General features: G+C 71.7%; 13 protein-coding genes. 2 read left to right on the forward strand and 11 right to left on the reverse strand.

From position 1 onward, the window contains the following. Window positions 1–463: 463 nt before the first annotated feature. Window positions 464–1,471 (reverse strand): stage II sporulation protein M, encoded by a 1,008-nt coding sequence (locus tag ACFYY7_RS18690; RefSeq protein WP_388662701.1) that lies wholly within the window; start codon window positions 1,469–1,471, stop codon window positions 464–466. 120 nt (window positions 1,472–1,591) lie between these two features. On the opposite strand from ACFYY7_RS18690, the gene ACFYY7_RS18695 reads away from it, so the two are divergent. After that, the gene (locus ACFYY7_RS18695) at window positions 1,592–2,548 is read left to right on the forward strand and encodes an RDD family protein (RefSeq protein WP_388662703.1); all 957 of its coding nucleotides are present in this window, start codon (window positions 1,592–1,594) and stop codon (window positions 2,546–2,548) included. Here ACFYY7_RS18695 and ACFYY7_RS18700 read toward each other — a convergent pair. From ACFYY7_RS18700 to ACFYY7_RS18735, 8 genes are all read right to left on the reverse strand, one after another. Continuing rightward, window positions 2,545–3,156, reverse strand: a complete 612-nt coding sequence (locus ACFYY7_RS18700; protein WP_266732469.1) for a hypothetical protein — start codon at window positions 3,154–3,156, stop codon at window positions 2,545–2,547. The genes ACFYY7_RS18695 and ACFYY7_RS18700 overlap by 4 nt on opposite strands. Window positions 3,157–3,351: 195 nt before the next feature. Continuing rightward, window positions 3,352–4,809, reverse strand: a complete 1,458-nt coding sequence (ahcY, locus tag ACFYY7_RS18705) for an adenosylhomocysteinase (RefSeq protein ID WP_388662705.1) — start codon at window positions 4,807–4,809, stop codon at window positions 3,352–3,354. Between the two features lie 319 nt (window positions 4,810–5,128). After that, on the reverse strand, window positions 5,129–6,127 hold the full coding sequence (locus ACFYY7_RS18710; protein WP_388662707.1) for a cation diffusion facilitator family transporter: 999 nt from the start codon (window positions 6,125–6,127) through the stop codon (window positions 5,129–5,131). An 87-nt stretch (window positions 6,128–6,214) separates the two neighbouring features. Then, complete coding sequence (gene manA / locus ACFYY7_RS18715; RefSeq protein ID WP_388662709.1) at window positions 6,215–7,444, reverse strand: mannose-6-phosphate isomerase, class I; 1,230 nt, start codon at window positions 7,442–7,444, stop codon at window positions 6,215–6,217. Between the two features lie 116 nt (window positions 7,445–7,560). Continuing rightward, on the reverse strand, window positions 7,561–8,697 hold the full coding sequence (locus ACFYY7_RS18720; RefSeq protein WP_388662711.1) for an SIS domain-containing protein: 1,137 nt from the start codon (window positions 8,695–8,697) through the stop codon (window positions 7,561–7,563). Window positions 8,698–8,773: 76 nt separating this feature from the next. Further along, on the reverse strand, window positions 8,774–8,956 hold the full coding sequence (locus ACFYY7_RS18725; RefSeq protein WP_266732460.1) for a Trm112 family protein: 183 nt from the start codon (window positions 8,954–8,956) through the stop codon (window positions 8,774–8,776). A 204-nt stretch (window positions 8,957–9,160) separates the two neighbouring features. After that, complete coding sequence (locus ACFYY7_RS18730; RefSeq protein ID WP_388662713.1) at window positions 9,161–10,645, reverse strand: phosphomannomutase/phosphoglucomutase; 1,485 nt, start codon at window positions 10,643–10,645, stop codon at window positions 9,161–9,163. Window positions 10,646–10,707: 62 nt separating this feature from the next. Continuing rightward, complete coding sequence (locus ACFYY7_RS18735; protein WP_351261276.1) at window positions 10,708–11,085, reverse strand: DUF3499 domain-containing protein; 378 nt, start codon at window positions 11,083–11,085, stop codon at window positions 10,708–10,710. Window positions 11,086–11,431: 346 nt separating this feature from the next. On the opposite strand from ACFYY7_RS18735, the gene ACFYY7_RS18740 reads away from it, so the two are divergent. Then, complete coding sequence (locus tag ACFYY7_RS18740) at window positions 11,432–11,860, forward strand: metallopeptidase family protein (RefSeq protein WP_388662715.1); 429 nt, start codon at window positions 11,432–11,434, stop codon at window positions 11,858–11,860. 146 nt (window positions 11,861–12,006) lie between these two features. On the opposite strand, the gene ACFYY7_RS18745 is transcribed toward ACFYY7_RS18740, so the two are convergent. Both ACFYY7_RS18745 and ACFYY7_RS18750 read right to left on the reverse strand, forming a co-directional pair. Next, window positions 12,007–13,524 (reverse strand): DUF5719 family protein, encoded by a 1,518-nt coding sequence (locus ACFYY7_RS18745; RefSeq protein ID WP_388662717.1) that lies wholly within the window; start codon window positions 13,522–13,524, stop codon window positions 12,007–12,009. Next, window positions 13,521–17,399 carry a glycosyltransferase gene (locus ACFYY7_RS18750; RefSeq protein WP_388662719.1) on the reverse strand — a complete coding sequence of 1,293 codons (3,879 nt, stop codon included), beginning with the start codon at window positions 17,397–17,399 and terminating at the stop codon, window positions 13,521–13,523. Before ACFYY7_RS18750 ends, ACFYY7_RS18745 begins: the two co-directional genes overlap by 4 nt. Between the last annotated feature and the right edge of the window lie 137 nt (window positions 17,400–17,536).

The raw sequence follows: 17,536 nt of genomic DNA on the forward strand, positions 1-17,536 counted from the left end.
ACTCTCTGGGGCTTTCCTCCGGGCTTTTCCCTTCGGTCTTGCGTTTCCGACTCTATCAGACTCTTTCGTGTCCGATTCCCGGTCGAAGCGGGATCATGCTTTTCGCTTTCCAGTTCTTCGCTTTCGCGTTTCCCTTTCCGGCGGTTCCAACCTTACCAGACTCTTTTTCGTTCCGTTTCCGGTTCGAATCTGAATTCCGGTGACCGTTGGAGTGGTCTTTGCCTTTCGGCTGATTCGACTTTATCAGAAACATTCGGCCGAAAAATCGACTTCGTGATTCAGAGGAAGGAATCAATGGCTCTGCGGAAATTCGTTTTCCGGTGAGAGCGAGATAGATGTTAGCTGCTGGGCCCGGACACGTCCAGTCCGAGGCAACCGTTAAAATCTACCTCCCCATGTCGGCCATGTCAATGGCTTCCTGAGGCGAGGAGGAGACTAGCAGGTCAGCGGGGTCGCGCGCACATCAGGCGGCAACCGGGAGCTCGGCGCTTCGTTCCGTGGGATCGACATCTCCGGCATCTCCGGCTCGCGCGGCTCGGCCGCCCAGGATGTAGACGTAGGCAAGGAAGGCCAGCTCGGCCGCGATGCCGATGGTGATGCGCCCCCAGGTCGGGAGGCCGGACGGGGTGACGAAGCCTTCGATGAGGCCGGAGACGAACAGGACCAGCGCGAGGCCGATGGCCATGCCGATCGCGGCACGGCCCTGTTGTGCGAGGGCTGAGCGTCGGCTGGTCGGGCCCGGGTCGATGACCGTCCAGCCGAGGCGCAGGCCCGTACCCGCGGCGACGAAGACTGCGGTGAGTTCGAGCAGGCCGTGCGGGAGGATCAGCCCCAGGAAGGTGTCGAGCCGGCCGGCTGAGGACATCAGGCCGATGCCGACCGCGAGGTTGAGCACGTTGACGAACAGGATCCAGATCACCGGGATGCAGAGGAACGCTCCCAGGACCAGGCACATGGCTGCGGCCTGGGCATTGTTCGTCCACACCTGGGCGGCGAACGATGCGGCCGGGTGGCTGGAGTAGTACGTCTCGTACTCCCCGCCCGGACTGGTCATGCGGCGGAGGTCCTCCGGGGCCGCGATGGCCGACTGGACTTCGGGATGCGTGCCGATCCACCAGCCGATGACTGCCGCCAGCAGCGTGGAAAGAACCGCGGTGGGTATCCACCAGTGCCTGGACCGGTAGACGGCGGCGGGAAAGCCGGCGGTGAGAAAGCGAGTGGCGTCGCGCCAGGAGGCTCGGCGGGTGCCGGTGACCGTGGCTCGGGCACGGGCCACAAGTTGGGTGAGGCGTGCCGTGAGCATCGGGTCCGGGGTTCCGGACTGGAGGAGCGAGAGATGGGTGGCCGTGCGCTGATAGAGCTCGACGAGTTCGTCGGCTTCCGTGCCGGTGAGCCGGCGCCCTCGGTGCAGGAGATGGTCCAGGCGGTCCCACTCGGTGCGGTGGGCGGTCACGAAGACATCGAGATCCATGGTCGGCTGCTGCTCCAGGCATGGGTGCGTACGGGTTCGTACTACGGCGGCGCGCTGCCGGTCAGCTTGGCAGACTGAGGCCCCGAGGGGCAGGGATGATCGGCGAAGGGTGGGGTGGCGATGAGTGAGCTCGTGACCGGGGACGCGGTCGTGCTGGGGCTGCGGCCGGCGAAACTTCCGAGCCGGGCGCTGGCGTTGGCCATCGATCTTGCCGTGGTGGGGGCGGCGTTCGTCCTGGTGTCGATCGGGCTGGCCATCGCGACGGCGACGCTGGACGAAGCGGCACTCGCGGCGGTGTCCGTGGCGGCCTTCCTGCTGGTGCTGGTGGGCGGGCCCATCGCGGTGGAGACGCTCAGCCACGGGCGTTCGCTGGGGAAGCTGGCGTGCGGGCTGCGGGTGGTGCGGGACGACGGGGGGCCGATCCGGTTCCGGCATGCACTGGTGCGTGGGGCCATGGGGGTCGTCGAGATCCTGATGACGTTCGGGGTTGTCGCCTGCATCGCCTCGCTGGTGTCGGCGCGGGGCCGGCGGCTCGGGGATGTGTTCGCGGGGACGCTCGTCGTACGGGAACGGGTGCCCGCGGGGCGGGCGGCTGCCGTGCCGCCTCCGCCGCCGTGGTTGGTCGGGCGGTTTTCGGGGCTGGATCTGTCGGCGGTGCCGGAGTCCCTTTGGTCGGCGGTGCGGCAGTACCTGACCCGTATGCATCAGCTCGATGCGCAGGTGGGGTGGTCGATGGCGGAGCGGCTGGCCGGGGAGCTGGCGGCGCGGACCGGGGTGCCGGTGCCGGAGGGGGTGCCGGCCGGGGCGTATCTGGCGGCGGTGGTGAACGAGCGGCAGGCGCGGGATGCGCGGCGGGTGTTCGTTGCCGCTCAGGACGGGGCTGCTCGTGGTGGTCCGGAGGGGGAGGCCGGGCGGTCGGTGAGCGGGGCTCCGGTGGGTGGGGACGCCGGCGTCCGGGCGCCGGTGGGGGCTGTGCCTTTCGTGGGGGCTGCCGAGGCGGGTGCGCCTTTGCCGGCCCCGGGGGCGGAGGGTGGTCGGGTGCCGCCTGCTGCCACGGGGTTCGCGCCGCCTGCCTAGAGCGGTGAGGGCGGGGAGTCCAGGTCTTCGAGCTCGATGCCCGGGGCTGCGAGGACCACATCGCCGGCGATGTGGACGGTGTGCTGTTCGCCGGTGTCCAGGGCGCTGACCTGGTATTCGTCCACGGTCAGGGGGCCGTTGTCAGTGGCGTGCGCTTCACTGTTCACCAGGGCCCAGGACTGGTCGACGGTGCGGGGGGCGAGGACCGGGTCCGTGAAGGCGACGAGGCGGACGCGGGTCGCGGGGGAATCGGGGGTGAGGCGCAGCAGTCGTGCGGTCGCGATGAGGAATGCGGGGGATGTGCCGGTGAAGGCGTGGGCGCGGACATTGCCTTCGGTGGCATGAGTGCCGGTCGGATCGGTACGGACCCAGGTGACGCCTTCGAGGGCGGCGCCGCGGACCTGCCAGCTCGCGGCGTGGAGTTCGAGGCGGATGGGCCGTCCCAGTTCGTCGAGGGTGAGGTCGACGGAGCCGAGGTGGTCACCGGAGGGGGTGGTGGTCCGGGAGAGGTAGCGCCAGCCGGAGGGACCGGGTGCGCATTGGAAGTGTTCTTCGCCGAGGGGGGTGTGATCGTGGGGATCGTGGAGCGAATATCGGCCGCGGGGCATGGGGTCCTTCGGGGTTCCTCGGGCTGAGCGGGCGGCGCGGTACGAGTGCAGGCCCCCGACACGGGGGTGCGGGGGCCTGCGCTCGTAGCTGCTGCTGAAGCTGTTCCGTCTGTCAGTCTGTTCCGTCTGTCAGCGGCCGGTCGTCACTGACCGGTGGTGACGTGCGCGGTCGCTGGCGGGCGGGATCGGTACGGATCAGTAGCGGTAGTGGTCGGGCTTGTACGGGCCGTCGACCTTGACACCGATGTACGCGGCCTGCTCGGGGCGGAGCGTCGTGAGCTTCACGCCGAGTGCGTCGAGGTGGAGACGGGCGACCTTCTCGTCCAGGTGCTTGGGCAGCACGTAGACGTCGGTCGGGTACTCCTCGGGCTTGGTGAACAGCTCGATCTGGGCCAGGGTCTGGTCCGCGAACGAGTTGGACATGACGAACGAGGGGTGACCGGTGGCGTTGCCCAGGTTCAGCAGGCGGCCCTCGGAGAGCACGATGAGGACCTTGCCGTCGGGGAACGTCCAGGTGTGGACCTGCGGCTTGACCTCGTCCTTGACGATGCCGTCGATCTGCGCCAGGCCGGCCATGTCGATCTCGTTGTCGAAGTGGCCGATGTTCCCGACGATGGCCTGGTGCTTCATCTTGGCCATGTCGGCGGCCATGATGATGTCCTTGTTGCCCGTCGTGGTGACGAAGATGTCGGCCTGGCCGACGACGTCGTCGAGGGTGGCGACCTGGTAGCCGTCCATCGCCGCCTGCAGGGCGCAGATCGGGTCGATCTCCGTGACGATGACCCGGGCGCCCTGGCCGCGCAGGGACTCCGCGCAGCCCTTGCCCACGTCGCCGTAGCCGCAGACGACGGCGGTCTTGCCGCCGATCAGGACGTCGGTGGCGCGGTTGATGCCGTCGATCAGCGAGTGGCGGCAGCCGTACTTGTTGTCGAACTTGGACTTGGTGACCGCGTCGTTGACGTTGATCGCCGGGAAGAGGAGGGTGCCGTCGCGGTGCATCTCGTACAGCCGGTGCACGCCGGTCGTGGTCTCCTCGGTGACACCGCGGATCTCGGATGCCAGCTGGGTCCACTTCTGCGGGGACTCGCCGAGGGTGCGGTTCAGCAGGGTGAGGATGTGGGCGTACTCCTCGCTGTCCGCGGTCGACGGGTCCGGGGCCGCACCGGCCTTCTCGAACTCGACGCCCTTGTGGACGAGGAGGGTGGCGTCACCACCGTCGTCGAGGATCATGTTCGGGCCGCCGGTGGGGGTGTTCGGCCAGGTCAGGGCCTGCTCCGTGCACCACCAGTACTCCTCCAGCGTCTCGCCCTTCCAGGCGAAGACCGGGACGCCCGCCGGGGCGTCCGGGGTGCCGTTCGGGCCGACGGCGATGGCCGCGGCGGCGTGGTCCTGGGTGGAGAAGATGTTGCAGGAGGCCCAGCGGACCTCGGCGCCGAGGGCGACCAGGGTCTCGATCAGCACGGCCGTCTGCACGGTCATGTGCAGCGAACCGGTGATGCGGGCGCCGGCCAGCGGCTGCGTGGCGGCGTACTCCTTGCGGATCGACATCAGGCCGGGCATCTCGTGCTCGGCGAGGGTGATCTCCTTGCGGCCGAACACCGCGAGGGAGAGGTCGGCGACCTTGAAGTCCTGTCGATTGGCGACCGTCGTCATAACGGGCTGCTCCTCGTAATGGGGTCGAGGTGGGGCACGGATGGCTCTGCGGCGGCGGGCACACGAATGCCCGGACGCTCGCAGCGCAGTCCGTCGGAGGCCCTCTCTCCCTCGGCCGGTCCGCGCGTACGGACCGATCGACCGCCATCAGCAGCGACGTCTGACACTGCCGTCGAATCTACACCGATCGGCCCAGTCGCTCCCAGTCCGCCCCAAGCCGAAACGTGGCCGGGGAGCGGTCGGAATGCTGTTGGGATGCGGTTGGGATGCGTTCGGACGACGTGCCGGGAGCGGGAGGGAGGGCCGGTGTAGGGGGTGGTCAGTGGCCGGATTCCGTCGGGGTGTCCGGGGTGTCGCCGGGGGCTCCGCCCGGGGCCTTGCCGGGGTTGGTGCCCGCCGCGGCGGCGGCCTCGCTGTAGATGTCCGGCTCCAGGTAGATGACCCGGGCGATCGGGACCGCCTCACGGATCCGGCTCTCGGCGGCGTTGATGGCGTTGGCGACCTCGGTGGCCGTGTCGTCGTGCTGCACCGCGATCTTGGCGGCGACGAGCAGTTCCTCCGGGCCGAGGTGGAGCGTACGCATGTGGATAACGCGAGTGACCGTGTCGCCGTCGACGAGTGCGGCCTTGATCTTCTCGACCTGGTCGGTGCCGGCGGCCTCGCCGAGCAGGAGGGACTTCGTCTCGGCGGCGAGCACGATCGCGATGGCGATCAGCAGGACGCCGATGCAGAGGGTTCCGATGCCGTCCCAGACACCGTTGCCGGTCGCAAGGGCCAGGCCGACGCCCCCGAGGGCGAGCACCAGGCCGATCAGTGCGCCGAGGTCCTCCAGAAGGACGACGGGAAGCTCGGGGGCCTTCGCCCGGCGGACGAACTCCTTCCAGGAGAGCGAACCGCGGGTCTCGTTGGACTCCTTGATGGCCGTACGGAAGGAGAAGCTCTCGGCGATGATCGCGAAGACCAGCACACCGACCGGCCAGTACCAGGCCTCGATCTCGTGCGGGTGCTTGATCTTCTCGTAGCCCTCGTACACCGCGAACATGCCACCGACCGAGAAGAGGACGATGGAGACGAGGAACGCGTAGATGTAGCGTTCGCGGCCGTAGCCGAAGGGGTGCTGGGGGGTGGCTTCGCGCTGGGCCTTCTTGCCGCCGAGCAGCAGCAGTCCCTGGTTGCCCGAGTCGGCGACCGAGTGGACGCTCTCCGCGAGCATCGACGACGAGCCACTGAACAGGAACGCCACGAATTTGGCCACTGCGATCGCGAGGTTGGCAGCGAGTGCCGCCACGATCGCCTTGGTTCCGCCTGACGCACTCATGGGTGCCTGGTGTCCCTTCTTCGGTGCTGCGGCCCTGGCGCCGCGGTACGGCCGGACATTGTTGCAGTCGCTGGTACGGACGGTACGTCAGACCACCACTGTGGCGCGGAACAGAGTGCCCGTACCGGACACTTCGACCTTTTCCCCGGATGGTACGAACACGGAGGCACCGGGGCTGAGGTCGAATTCACCCGCCTTCGGGGCTCCTCCGGTGCAGAGCAGGATCTGCGGGGCCTCCCTGGTCAGGTCGACGGGGGCGGCGCCGGGCGAGAGGTCGAAGCGGGAGAGCCGGAATTCGTCCACGGGTGTCTCGTACAGCTCCTCGCCGGACGACGAGGCCTCGGGGCGCAGGACGCCGGGGTCGGTCGCCTCGAAGCGGACGATGCGCAGCAGTTCGGGTACGTCGATGTGCTTGGGCGTGAGTCCGCAGCGCAGCACGTTGTCCGAGTTGGCCATGATCTCGACGCCGAGGCCGTCCAGGTAGGCGTGCGGGACGCCCGCGCCGAGGAACAGGGCTTCACCGGGCTGGAGTTCCACGTAGTTCAGCAGCATCGCCGCGATGACGCCGGGGTCGCCGGGGAAGTGGTGGGCTATCCGGGCGTACGGGGCATGGGCGCCGCCGAGGCGTTCGGCGGCGGCCGCGGCCAGGTGCACCGTTTCGGCCATCTCCGCGGGGTCGGCGCCGAGGATCGCGGTGAGGACCTCGCGCAGGGCGGCCTCTTCGGGGTGGGCGCCGAGCAGGTCGACGTACGGCTTGAGCGCGTCGACGCCGAGCGCCGCCATCGCCTCGGCCGCCTCGGTGGGCGGGCGGAAGCCGCACAGGCCTGCGAAGGGGGTGAGCGCGCAGATCAGTTCGGGCTTGTGGTTGGCGTCCTTGTACGTGCGGTGGGGCGCGTCGATCGGGACGGACCGGCGCTCCTCGTCCTCGTAACCCCGCTCGGCCTGCGCGCGGTCGGGGTGGACCTGGAGGGAGAGGGGGGCGCCGGCGGCGAGCAGTTTGAGGAGGAAGGGGAGGCGGGGGCCGAACTTCTCGACGGTGGCCCGGCCCAGTTCGCGCTCGGGGTCGGCGGCGATGACGTCGGTGAGGGGTTGTTGGGAGCCTGCCTCACCGGTGGCGTTGGCAGTGCCGGTGGCGGTGCTGATGCTGGTGGCTGTGCCGGTGCCGGTTGTGCGGGTGAGGAGCGAGGGGGCGCCGGGGTGGGCGCCCATCCACATCTCGGCCTGGGGTTCGCCGGTGGGGGCGATGCCGAGCAGTTCGGGGATGGCGGTGGTGGAGCCCCAGGCGTAAGGGCGCACGGTGTTGGAGAGCCGGTCCATGGTCTTCGTCCTTGTGAGGTGCGTGGATCGGGGGTGCGGTGCTCTGGTCGGCGCTGGTGGGGCCGGGGTTCTGGTGAGGGTGCGGTGGAGGGCCTCGGGGTGCGGTGCGGCCTTGGTCAGGCGCCGGTTGCCGATGCCAGTGCCAGGTAGACGGCGGCGAAGTCGGTGACCGCGAGCAGTTCGGCGAGGGCTTCGAGTTCGGTGCCCTCCTCCGGTTCGAGTTCACTGATCGCCGTGTCGTGGCCGAGGGCCAGTTCGCGGGCGGCGGGGGCCGCGCTCAGCCCGCCGGTGGGACGGTCGCGGAGCAGTACGACGCGGGCGTGCAGCGGCTCCGGCTCGTCGACCCGGTCGCGGAAGAAGTCGTCCGGGTCGGCCCCGGCGGCGAACGTGCCCGCCAGCATCGCGCCGTGCACGGGCAGCGCCTCGGGCAGTTCGGCGGCGAGGGCCGGGCGGCCGGACAGTTCGGCCAGGACGGCGGCGAATCTGCGGCCGACGGGGGCGGCGGCTTCGCCCTCGGTCCAGATCAGGGGCAGGCTGTCGGCGAGTTCGGCCGCGAGTGTCTTGGCCGGGTTGCTGTACGTGGCGATGGCCGGGCCGCAGCGTTCCGCGGTGCGGTCCAGGCGGTCGGCGACGCTCTGCAGTGCATCGGCGGGCGCGGTGAGCAGGCCGACCCGGTCCAGCAGCGCGAGCAGCGGGGTGAACAGGGCCCAGAGCGTGCCGGGGCCCGCGGCCGAGGTCTCGGCGTCGTACTCGCCGTGCGGGGCGGAGGCCATCGGTACGACGAGCCCGTGCGCCCCGTCGATCGCCTCGCGCAGCGGTGACTGGTGGGGGGCGACGGCGACGATGCTGCAGCCTCGGCGGTACGCCTGTTCGGCGAGGAGGGCGAGGCCCGGCTCGGAGCCGTCGGCCGTGACGATCAGTAGCAGGTCAACGGAGCCGGCCCAGCCGGGCAGGGCCCAGCGCATCGCGCCCGCGGCGGGGGCGACCCCGGTGGGGTGGATGCGGGTGACGGGTGCGGAGGCGCCCGCCAGGGCGGTGATCAGGTCGGCGACGCCGGACGCGGCGGTGCCGGAGCCGGCGACCAGCACGGCACGGGGGCGGCCCTCCGGGTTCAGGTCGGCGATGCCCGCCTCGGCAGCGTGGCGGGCGGCGGTACGGACCCTCGCCCCGGCCTCGGCGGCGCCGCGGAGCAGGCCGCGGCGGTCGGCTCGGGCCAGGGCTTCCGGGGCGTCGAGCAGCGACTCGTCGAGCATGGGGGACGGTCCTCCGATCACGTGCTGATCACCGTGCGGGGTGCGGGTCGGTGGGCGTACATGCGCCCGTACGCCCCTACTCGGGGCGGCGGGCCTCGTCGACGAGCAGGACGGGGATGCCGTCCCGTACCGGGTAGGCCAGGGCGCAGTCCTTGCCGGTGCAGACCAGTTCGGGGGTGTCGGCCGCCGTCCGGTCGTCGAGCGGGGAGTGGCACGCCGGGCAGGCGAGGATCTCCAGGAGGCCGGCTTCGAGCGGCATGGGGTGGGTCCCTTCGGGCTACGGATCAGGCGACGTCAGCCTACCGTCGGGGGGCGGGGCGGGCCCGGGGGGCCCGGGGGGGCGGGGTGAGGTTGGGAGTGGGGGCGGAGGTGAAGTGCGGGGGCGGGACCGGGGCGCCTGCGGCGGGCTTGTTCCCCTACCCGCCCCTTCCCGTAACCGGGGCGCTGCCCCGGACCCCGCTCCTCAAGCGCCGGAGGGGCTGGAATGCGTGCCGGAGGGGCCGGAAGCCGTGCCGGAGGGGCCGGAAGCCGTGTCGGGCGGGCTGGGGTGGGTGCCCAAGAGGGTTGGTGTGTCAGGGGAGTCCGGGGTTCGGATCAGGGTCAGGACCTCGTCCCGTACCGCTGCCATCGTCCGCTCGTCGCGGGCTTCCACGTTCAGGCGCAGCAGGGGTTCCGTGTTGGAGGCCCGGAGGTTGAACCACCAGTCGGGGGTCGTGACCGTCAGGCCGTCCAGGTCGTCGGTCGTGACGCCGGTGCGGGTCTCGAAGGACGCGCGTACCGCTGCTGTGCGGGCCTTCTGGTCGGCGACCGTGGAGTTGATCTCGCCCGAGCCGGCGTAGCGGTCGTAGCGGGCGACCAGTTCGGACAGGGGGCCCGGCTGACCGCCCAGCGCGGCCAGGACGTGGAGCGCGGCGAGCATGCCCGTATCGGCGTTCCAGAAGTCGCGGAAGTAGTAGTGCGCGGAGTGTTCGCCGCCGAAGATCGCGCCGTGCTCGGCCATCTCCGCCTTGATGAAGGAATGGCCCACTCGGGTACGGACCGGGGTGCCGCCGTTCTCGCGGACGACCTCGGGGACCGAGAGGGAGGTGATCAGGTTGTGGATGACGGTGCCCTTGCCGCCGTTGCGGGCGAGTTCCCGGGCCGCGACCAGTGCGGTGATCGCGGACGGCGAGACGCCCTCGCCGCGCTCGTCGACCACGAAGCAGCGGTCCGCGTCGCCGTCGAAGGCGAGGCCCAGGTCGGCGCCCTCGGCCACGACCCGGGCCTGGAGGTCGACGAGGTTCTTCGGGTCGAGGGGGTTGGCCTCGTGGTTGGGGAACGTGCCGTCGAGTTCGAAGTACATCGGTACGAGGTCGACGGGCAGGTTCGCGAAGACGGTGGGGACGGTGTGGCCGCCCATGCCGTTGCCCGCGTCGACGACGACTTTCAGCGGCCGGACGGCTGTCAGGTCGACCAGGGACAGCAGGTGGGCCGCGTAGTCGGCCAGCGTGTCGCGCTCGGTGACGGTGCCGGGGGCGGCGACCGGCTGCGGGGCGCCGGTCTCGGACCACTTCTCGATCAGGGCGCGGATCTCCAGGAGCCCGGTGTCCTGGCCCACGGGTGCGGCGCCCGCCCGGCAGAGCTTGATGCCGTTGTACTGCGCCGGGTTGTGCGACGCGGTGAACATCGCGCCGGGGAGGCCCAGGCTGCCCGAGGCGAAGTACAGCTGGTCGGTCGAGCAGAGGCCGATGAGTGTGACGTCCGCGCCGCGCGACGCGGCTCCGCGTGCGAAGGCTCCCGAGAGGCCGGGCGACGAGGGCCGCATGTCGTGGCCGATCACGATCGCGTCCGCGTCCGTCACCTCGACGAACGCAGCCCCGAACTGCTCGGCCAGCGCTTCGTCCCACTGATCGGGCACCACTCCGCGCACGTCGTACGCCTTCACGATCTGCGACAGATCAGCAGCCACGGGCCGGTCCTCCTGAGATTTCTGCGGACCGCCCAAACTACCCGGAGGGCTCGTGCCCGAGCTCAGGAGTCCGGTGAGCGCAGCACCCGCAGGTGGCCTCGGCGCGCGACCTCCATCGGATCGGCGGCGTGCGGACCGCCGCTGCGGCCGTCCGCGCCGCGGTCCTGCGGCCGTGCCGCTTCCCGTACGGCGTTGGCAAGCGCTTCGAGGTCGTCACCGCTGGGGCGGGTGGGCGCGGAGGGGTCGGAGAGCCGGACGACCTCCCAGCCGCGTGGGGCCGTCAGCCGCTCACTGTGCTCGGCGCAGAGGTCGTAGCAGTGGGGCTCGGCGTAGGTGGCGAGCGGGCCGAGGACCGCAGTCGAGTCGGCATAGACGTACGTCAGTGTCGCGACGGCAGGGCGGCCGCACGCGGTGCGCGAACAGCGACGTACAGGGCTCACGATGTTGGACGGTACCGCACTCTTGAGCGGGCTGCGACGACTCTCCCTCAGCTCACCCCACCGTGTCGCCCTGTGTCCACCGGCGCGAACGCCTTCCGGACCCTCCTTCTGACCTGCGGGAGGACGGGGAAGTACGGGTCGTACCGGCGACGATTTTGGTCACCACTCGGCACAAAAGCTGTCATACAGCAGGAGATCAACGATCAGGTGCGGGGCCTGAAACGTGCCCCTGGATGGCCGGATTGTTCAGGATTGGACATGCCGATGCCTTGGACGGTGCTTCGGAAGATGCCTCGTCGGCCGGCGACGATCCATCCGCCCCGCCGAGGGTTACGCTGCGTCAGTGATGGACAGTCCCGTACCTCCGCACCCGTCCGAGCCGCGCCCACGCCGTCGTGACCGTCATGGCCGCGGCATGCGGGGGCCCGTCGCCCCGCCCCAGGTGCCGCTCTCCGTCAGCCGGGCGGAGAACTTCCGCGATCTCGTGCAGGACTCGGTGGAACGGCTGGAGCGGCGCTGGCCGCAGCTGGCCGACGTCGACTTCATGGTGCTCGACGTGCCGGGGACGCAGGAGGAGACCGTGCCGCTGGGGCAGGCGGTCTCGGCGGAGAAGGGCCGGCCCGCGCAGATCGTGGTCTACCGGCGGCCCGTCGAGATCCGTACGAAGAACCGCGACGAGCGCGCCCTGTTGGTGCACGAGGTCGTGGTGGAGCAGGTCGCGGAGCTGCTCGGGCTCGCTCCGGAGTCCGTGGACCCGCGGTACGGGCAGGAGTAGCGGGAGCCCGGTGGGCGGGCGGGTGAGCGGGGGCGGCGGGTAGCGGGGCCGTGCGTTGTCCGGTCCCCGCCCGTCCCGAGGCCGGTGTGCTGCCCGGTCCGCCGCCCGTCAGAGCCTCGCGTCGTCCGGTCCCCCGCCCGTCCCGCTCAGTCGTCGAGGACCGACAGGTCCTGCTCGGCCGTGGGCACCTCTACGGTTCCGTTGTCGTCCGGCAGGGTCTGCACGGTGAACATCTGGATGCCGTCCTGTGTGACGGTGAGGGTGCGCGCGGCGTGGACCGGACCGCCCGACTCCGTCTCGACCGTCAGGGCGTAGCCGCCCTTGAGCCCGGACGGTACGGGCGGGGTGACCGCCAGCGTCGTACCGCCCTTGACCGTGTACTTCTTGACGGCCTGTTCGCCGCCCCCGCTGCCCGCCGACGCGGTGACCTTCACGGTCGCGGTGGCCCCCGGCGCGGTGAGCGAGAGGACCGAGCCCTTGTCCCGGTTGTCGGCCACGGTCGCCCGCGCACCCACCGGGCCGGTCGCCGGGATGTAGCCGACCTCCTGCTTGTCGCCGGTGCCGCGGACCACGCGCAGTGCGGCGACCACCTGGGGGTTCTTCCCTCCCTTGGACGGGGTCAGCAGCAGGGAGCCGGCCTCGCCCTTGGTGATGTCCTTCAGGTCGACGCCCGCGGTCATCCGGGACTTGACGTGGATGGCCTCGTTCCCGACCGGGGAGATCGCGCCGGTCTTGCCGATCAGTTTCACCGTCAGATCGGCGTCGTCGTCGCCCGTCGCGAAGGCCACGAGACGGACCGAGGTGGCGTCCGCGGGAATGCCGGGGAGCACCAGGGTGCCCGACGGGTCGGTGGAGGCGGCCAGCCAGTCGCTGCCGGTCTTCTCGTCCGCGGTCCTGACGACCGCGCCGACGCGCCCGGCACGGGTGGTGACGTGGACGGTGACGTCCTCGGTCGCCTCGCTGGTGAGCGTGGAGATCAGGACCGGGACGCTGGACCGGGCGGGCACCGTGATGCCCTCGCCGGTATCGGACTTGAGCGAGCCGTCGGGGCCGTACAGCTCGATGTCGGCGACGGCCGCGGTGTCGTCCGGGTTGGTCAGGTGGACGTAGTCCTCGCGGGACTTCGCGGTGCTCGCGGCCGGGAACCAGAAGTCGGTGTCGGGGCCGGTGCAGCTGACGCCGAGCAGGCCGCGGGAGCCGCCCGCCTCGACCATGGTGGTCTGCTGGGTGGTCCAGCCGGGGGCCAGCCGGCCGGTGGCGGTGCCGACCAGTGCGGGGGTGCCGGAGCCGGACTCCTCGGCGATGGCCGGTTTACCGGGCTCCTTGAGCGAGACGACCGGCTTTCCGGGGTCCGCCTTCTTCTCGCTCTTCTTCTCGTCCTTCTTCTCGCCGTCGGCCGTGGTGGAGGTGGCCTTCTGCAGTTCGGCCTTGCCGGCCTCGCCGCCGCTGCCGCCGCCCGCCGGGGTGAAGGAGGTGTAGGTCGTCTCCGCGAGGTCCGCGAGACCGGGGGACGGGCAGAGCAGGCTGGACCGTTCCACCGGCAGCCGTGCGGCGGTCTTCGCCTCCGCCTCGCCCTCGTCGCCGGGCGCGGTGAGCGCGGCGAATCCGGTGACTGCGGCGAGGGCGACGGTGCCCGCGATGAGGGACAGGCTGGTGGACTTCACTCGGACTCGCCTCGCGATGCGTTACCGGTCGGCCACGGGTTCTGGCCCGGGGCGGGGTTCTCGTCGGGGTTCTGCGGGTCGTACTGGCCCTGCGGGTCGTACTGGGCCTGTTGGCCGTACTGGGAGTGGGCCTGGGGGTCGTACGGGGCCTGGGCCCGGGGGTCGTACTGCTGCTGGGCGTAGCCGTACGGGTCGTAGGCGTTCTGCTGGTACGGGTCGGCGGCGAGGTGGTCCTGCTGCGTGCCGTACTGGCCGCCCTGACCGTCCTGGTACTGCTCGCCCTGGTACTGCTGGTAGCCGGCGTCCTGGTACTGCTGAGCGTCCCATTCGCCGTACTGCTGCTGCTCGCCGTACTGCTGCTGCGGCACGGCCGCGTACTGGCCGTCGTCGGCCTGCGGGGCGAAGGCGTCCTGGTCGTCGCCCGGGTGCGGTTGCTGCTCGGGGATCTGCTGGGCCGGGTCCTGCCCGTCCGGAGCCTGCCGGTCCGGAGCCTGCTGGGCCGGGTCCTGCTGGGCGGGGTCGTACTCCCCCGCCTGCTGCGACGGGATGTACTGCCCCGGCGCGTACGGTGCCTCCCCGTCCGGGCCGGCCTCCGCTCCCGCCTCGGCTTCCGCCTGGGCGGCCGCGCGCAGCCTGCGGGCCCGTCGTCCCTCGCCGGCGACCGGCTCCGCGGGGACCGTCACACTCTCCTCGGGCAGGTCGTCGTCGATCTCCCGGCGGCGGCCGGGCAGCGCGAGGACGAGCAGGACGACGGCCAGCGCCGACTGCGTCCAGATCCAGGCGGTGTGGGTGAACGGGGTGTCGTAGGTGAGGTCGAGCGTGCCGCCCTCGGCGGGGAGTTCGAAGCCCTGGGCCCAGCCGTCGACGGTCTTCGGGGTCAGCGCCCGGCCGTCGAGCGTGGCCTGCCAGCCGGGGTCGGCGGCGTCCGCGATCCGCAGCACGCGGCCGGAGCCGCCCGCCGGGATCTTGCTGTGCGCCTCGACGGGGAGGGAGCCGACGGGCAGCGGTTCCCCGTCGGTGCCGGACGGCATGATCATGACTCGGGCGACCTGGCGGTCGACCCGCCACAGCGCGCTGCCGTCCAACTGGCTCAGCCGGCTGAGCCCCGGGGTCGCGTCGAGGACCCGGCTCATCTGCTTCGGGGCGCCGTCGCGGACCAGTACGTAACGGATCGCGAAGCCGCTGAGCTGGCTGCCCTGGTCGGCTCCGGAGCCCGCGACCAGGTTGGCGACGACCTTGTCGAGGTGGCTGTTGCTGCCGCCCGCCTCGGTCAGTTCGGCGTCGCCGAGCCGCGCGCCGGAGCCGCGGACCAGGCTGTACGACACGCCGGCGGGCGAGGTGCCGCCGAGGACCAGTGTGCGCGGCTGGTCGCGGGTGGTGCTCTCCTCCGCCACGAACGCGGGCACCTGCACCGGGTCGCGGCGCTCCAGCGGGCCCGACGCGCCGCCGATCATCCAGCTCACGGCGGCCAGTGCCGGGGCCAGCCCCGCGGCGAGGGCGATGAGCGCGGCGACCGGCTGCCGCCAGCCGAAGCTGAGCTCGGCGACGCGTACCCGGGCGCCGTCCGCGCCGACCAGTGCGGCGGCGATCAGCGCGATGCCGTAGACGAGGGTGGCGGGACCGGCCCAGCCCGAGCCGTTGGCCAGCGCGGCGAAGACCAGTGCCACGAGCGCGACCGCCCACGCGGTGCGCACCGCGAACTGCCGCTCCCCGCGCAGCAGCGCGGCCAGCGCGGCGAGCACGATGCCCAGCAGCAGCACTCCGCCCGCGGCCTTGGGGCCTCCGGGGCTGATGCCGAGCAGGTCGAATGCGGAGGCGGTGCCCGTACCGATGTCCAGGCCCGCCTCCTTCAGGAAGCCGGACGGGTTGGTGAGCAGCGAGAGCGACCAGGGCGCGAGGACGAGCAGCGGGGTGCCGATCGCGGCGAGGAAGCGGAGCCCGTACGCGGCGATGTCGTCGCGGCGCAGGGCCAGCACGCCGATGCCGAGAACCACGGCGAGCGGCCAGACGATCGGCGTGAACGCCATCGCGAAGGTGAGGAGCAGGGTGTACGCCCAGGTGGCGCGCCAGCTGCCGCGGGCGTCACCGGCGGCGCGCATGCCGTGCGCGGAGACGGCGGCGCGGGCGATCAGCGGGAGCAGCACGGCCAGTACGGCGGTGCCGAGGCGGCCGGTCGCCAGGGCGCCGGTCGCGGCGGGCAGGAAGGCGTACGCGACGCTCGCCCAGGCCCGCAGCAGCCTCGATTCGAGCAGCGGCCGGGAGACGAAGTAGGCGGTGAGTCCGGCGAGCGGGACCGAGCAGACCAGCAGGAGCGTGAGCGCGAAGCCGGTCGAGCCGAGGAACAGCGCGGACAGGGCCGAGATCACGGCGAGGTAGGGCGGCGCGGTCTGTGTGCCGCCGGTGCCGACCGTGTGCCAGCCGTCCGCGTACTTGCTCCACAGGTCGGAGACGTCGGCGGGTGCGGGCAGCAGTGCGCCGCCGGCCAGCGTGCCGCCGCCGAGGAGACCGCGGCAGGCGACCAGCGAGACGAGGAGCAGCACGGCGAAGAGCACCGGGCCGGGCTTGCGCCCGATCCGCTTGAGCCGCGCGAACTGCTCGATCTCCAGGAAGTCGGCGTCGTCGCCGCCGGGGCCGGACTCCACGGCGCCGTGCCGGGAGCCGCCCGAGTCGGCGTCGGAGCTGCCGAAGTTCCCGGCGACCTGGTCCACGGTGGCGCGGACGGTGGCGCCGGGCGGCGGGAAGAGGCCGCGCAGTTCGGCCTGGTCCACGGCGCCCTTGCCGCGGCTGCGCCGGGCCGCGAGGATCCGGCCGGGCCGCAGCAGGGTGCCGAAGAACCCGGCGACCTCGTCGAGTGCCTGGCCGGGCACCTTGCCGACGAGATAGGCGAGGGTGCGCAGCAGGGTGCCGACGACGAGCCGGAGCATCACCCAGGGCAGCGCCTTGGCGCGGGCGTTGACCAGCATCGTGTAGACGGCGCCGGCCTTGTCGACGCGGTGCGGTGAGGCGACGGAGCGTCCCGCGCAGTCGATGGGGCGGCGCTCGCGGGCGGAGGCCTCGGCGTGCCGGAGGACGGCGTCGGGGGCGACGAGCACCCGGTGTCCCGCGACGTGCGCGCGCCAGCACAGGTCGACGTCGTCACGCATCAGGGGGAGCCTGCGGTCGAACCCGCCGAGCTCCTCCCAGATGTCACGGCGGATCAGCATGCCGGCGGTGGAGACGGAGAGCACGGTACGGACCTGGTCGTGCTGGCCCTGGTCCTGCTCGCGGCGGTCGAGTCCGGTCCAGCGGCGTCCGCTGTTGGCGATGGAGACACCGACCTCCAGCAGCTGCTTGCGGTCGTACCAGCCGCGGAGCTTGGGGCCGACGATCGCGGCGTGCGGGTCGGTGTCGACGACGCGCAGCAGTTCGGCGAGCGCGTCGGGCTCGGGGGCGCAGTCGTCGTGGAGCAGCCAGAGCCACTGCACCGGTTCGCCGTGCGGCAGTTCGGGCAGGTCGTAGGCGTCGTCGCGCCAGCTCCTGCTGACGGGGTCCCAGCTGCTGGGGCGCTTCAGGTACGGCAGGTCCTCGGGGGTGAGGACACCGGCCGTGCGGGTCGCCTCGTCGACGGCGGTGCCGAAGCTCGTACGGCGCGCGAGGTGCAGGACCCGTTCGGCGCCGAGCGCCTCGGTGACCAGCCGCGCGGAGTCGTCGGCGCTGCCGGTGTCGGCGGCGACGATGTTCTGTACGGGGCGTTCCTGCCCGAGCAGCCCGGCGATCGCGTCGGGCAGCCAGCGTGCGCCGTCGTGGGAGACGAGCACGGCGGTGACGACGTGCCGGGGGAACTCTGGGGTGGCGGCGGCCGCGTACGGCGCCGCCGATTGGCTGTGCACGGACATCGAGGTACGGGCCCTCCGGCCGGGTCCGGGGGGCGTCACCCCGGGGGCTGCATCGGTGTACACGCGCGCCCTGTCGGGGCGTTGGCGCGTCTCGGACGGGGCCCCACACTAACGGTACGGATAACCACGCTGGCGCC

This window comes from Streptomyces sp. NPDC001933 (assembly GCF_042890955.1).
Classification (GTDB): Bacteria; Actinomycetota; Actinomycetes; order Streptomycetales; family Streptomycetaceae; genus Streptomyces.

Bases quoted from the DNA above. Each gene is read 5' to 3' on its own strand.
- ACFYY7_RS18690 (WP_388662701.1), bottom strand. From the start codon at position 1,471: ATGGATCTCGATGTCTTCGTGACCGCCCACCGCACCGAGTGGGACCGC.
- ACFYY7_RS18695 (WP_388662703.1), top strand. From the start codon at position 1,592: ATGAGTGAGCTCGTGACCGGGGACGCGGTCGTGCTGGGGCTGCGGCCG.
- ACFYY7_RS18700 (WP_266732469.1), bottom strand. From the start codon at position 3,156: ATGCCCCGCGGCCGATATTCGCTCCACGATCCCCACGATCACACCCCC.
- ahcY (WP_388662705.1), bottom strand. From the start codon at position 4,809: ATGACGACGGTCGCCAATCGACAGGACTTCAAGGTCGCCGACCTCTCC.
- ACFYY7_RS18710 (WP_388662707.1), bottom strand. From the start codon at position 6,127: ATGAGTGCGTCAGGCGGAACCAAGGCGATCGTGGCGGCACTCGCTGCC.
- manA (WP_388662709.1), bottom strand. From the start codon at position 7,444: ATGGACCGGCTCTCCAACACCGTGCGCCCTTACGCCTGGGGCTCCACC.
- ACFYY7_RS18720 (WP_388662711.1), bottom strand. From the start codon at position 8,697: ATGCTCGACGAGTCGCTGCTCGACGCCCCGGAAGCCCTGGCCCGAGCC.
- ACFYY7_RS18725 (WP_266732460.1), bottom strand. From the start codon at position 8,956: ATGCCGCTCGAAGCCGGCCTCCTGGAGATCCTCGCCTGCCCGGCGTGC.
- ACFYY7_RS18740 (WP_388662715.1), top strand. From the start codon at position 11,432: ATGGACAGTCCCGTACCTCCGCACCCGTCCGAGCCGCGCCCACGCCGT.
- ACFYY7_RS18750 (WP_388662719.1), bottom strand. From the start codon at position 17,399: ATGTCCGTGCACAGCCAATCGGCGGCGCCGTACGCGGCCGCCGCCACC.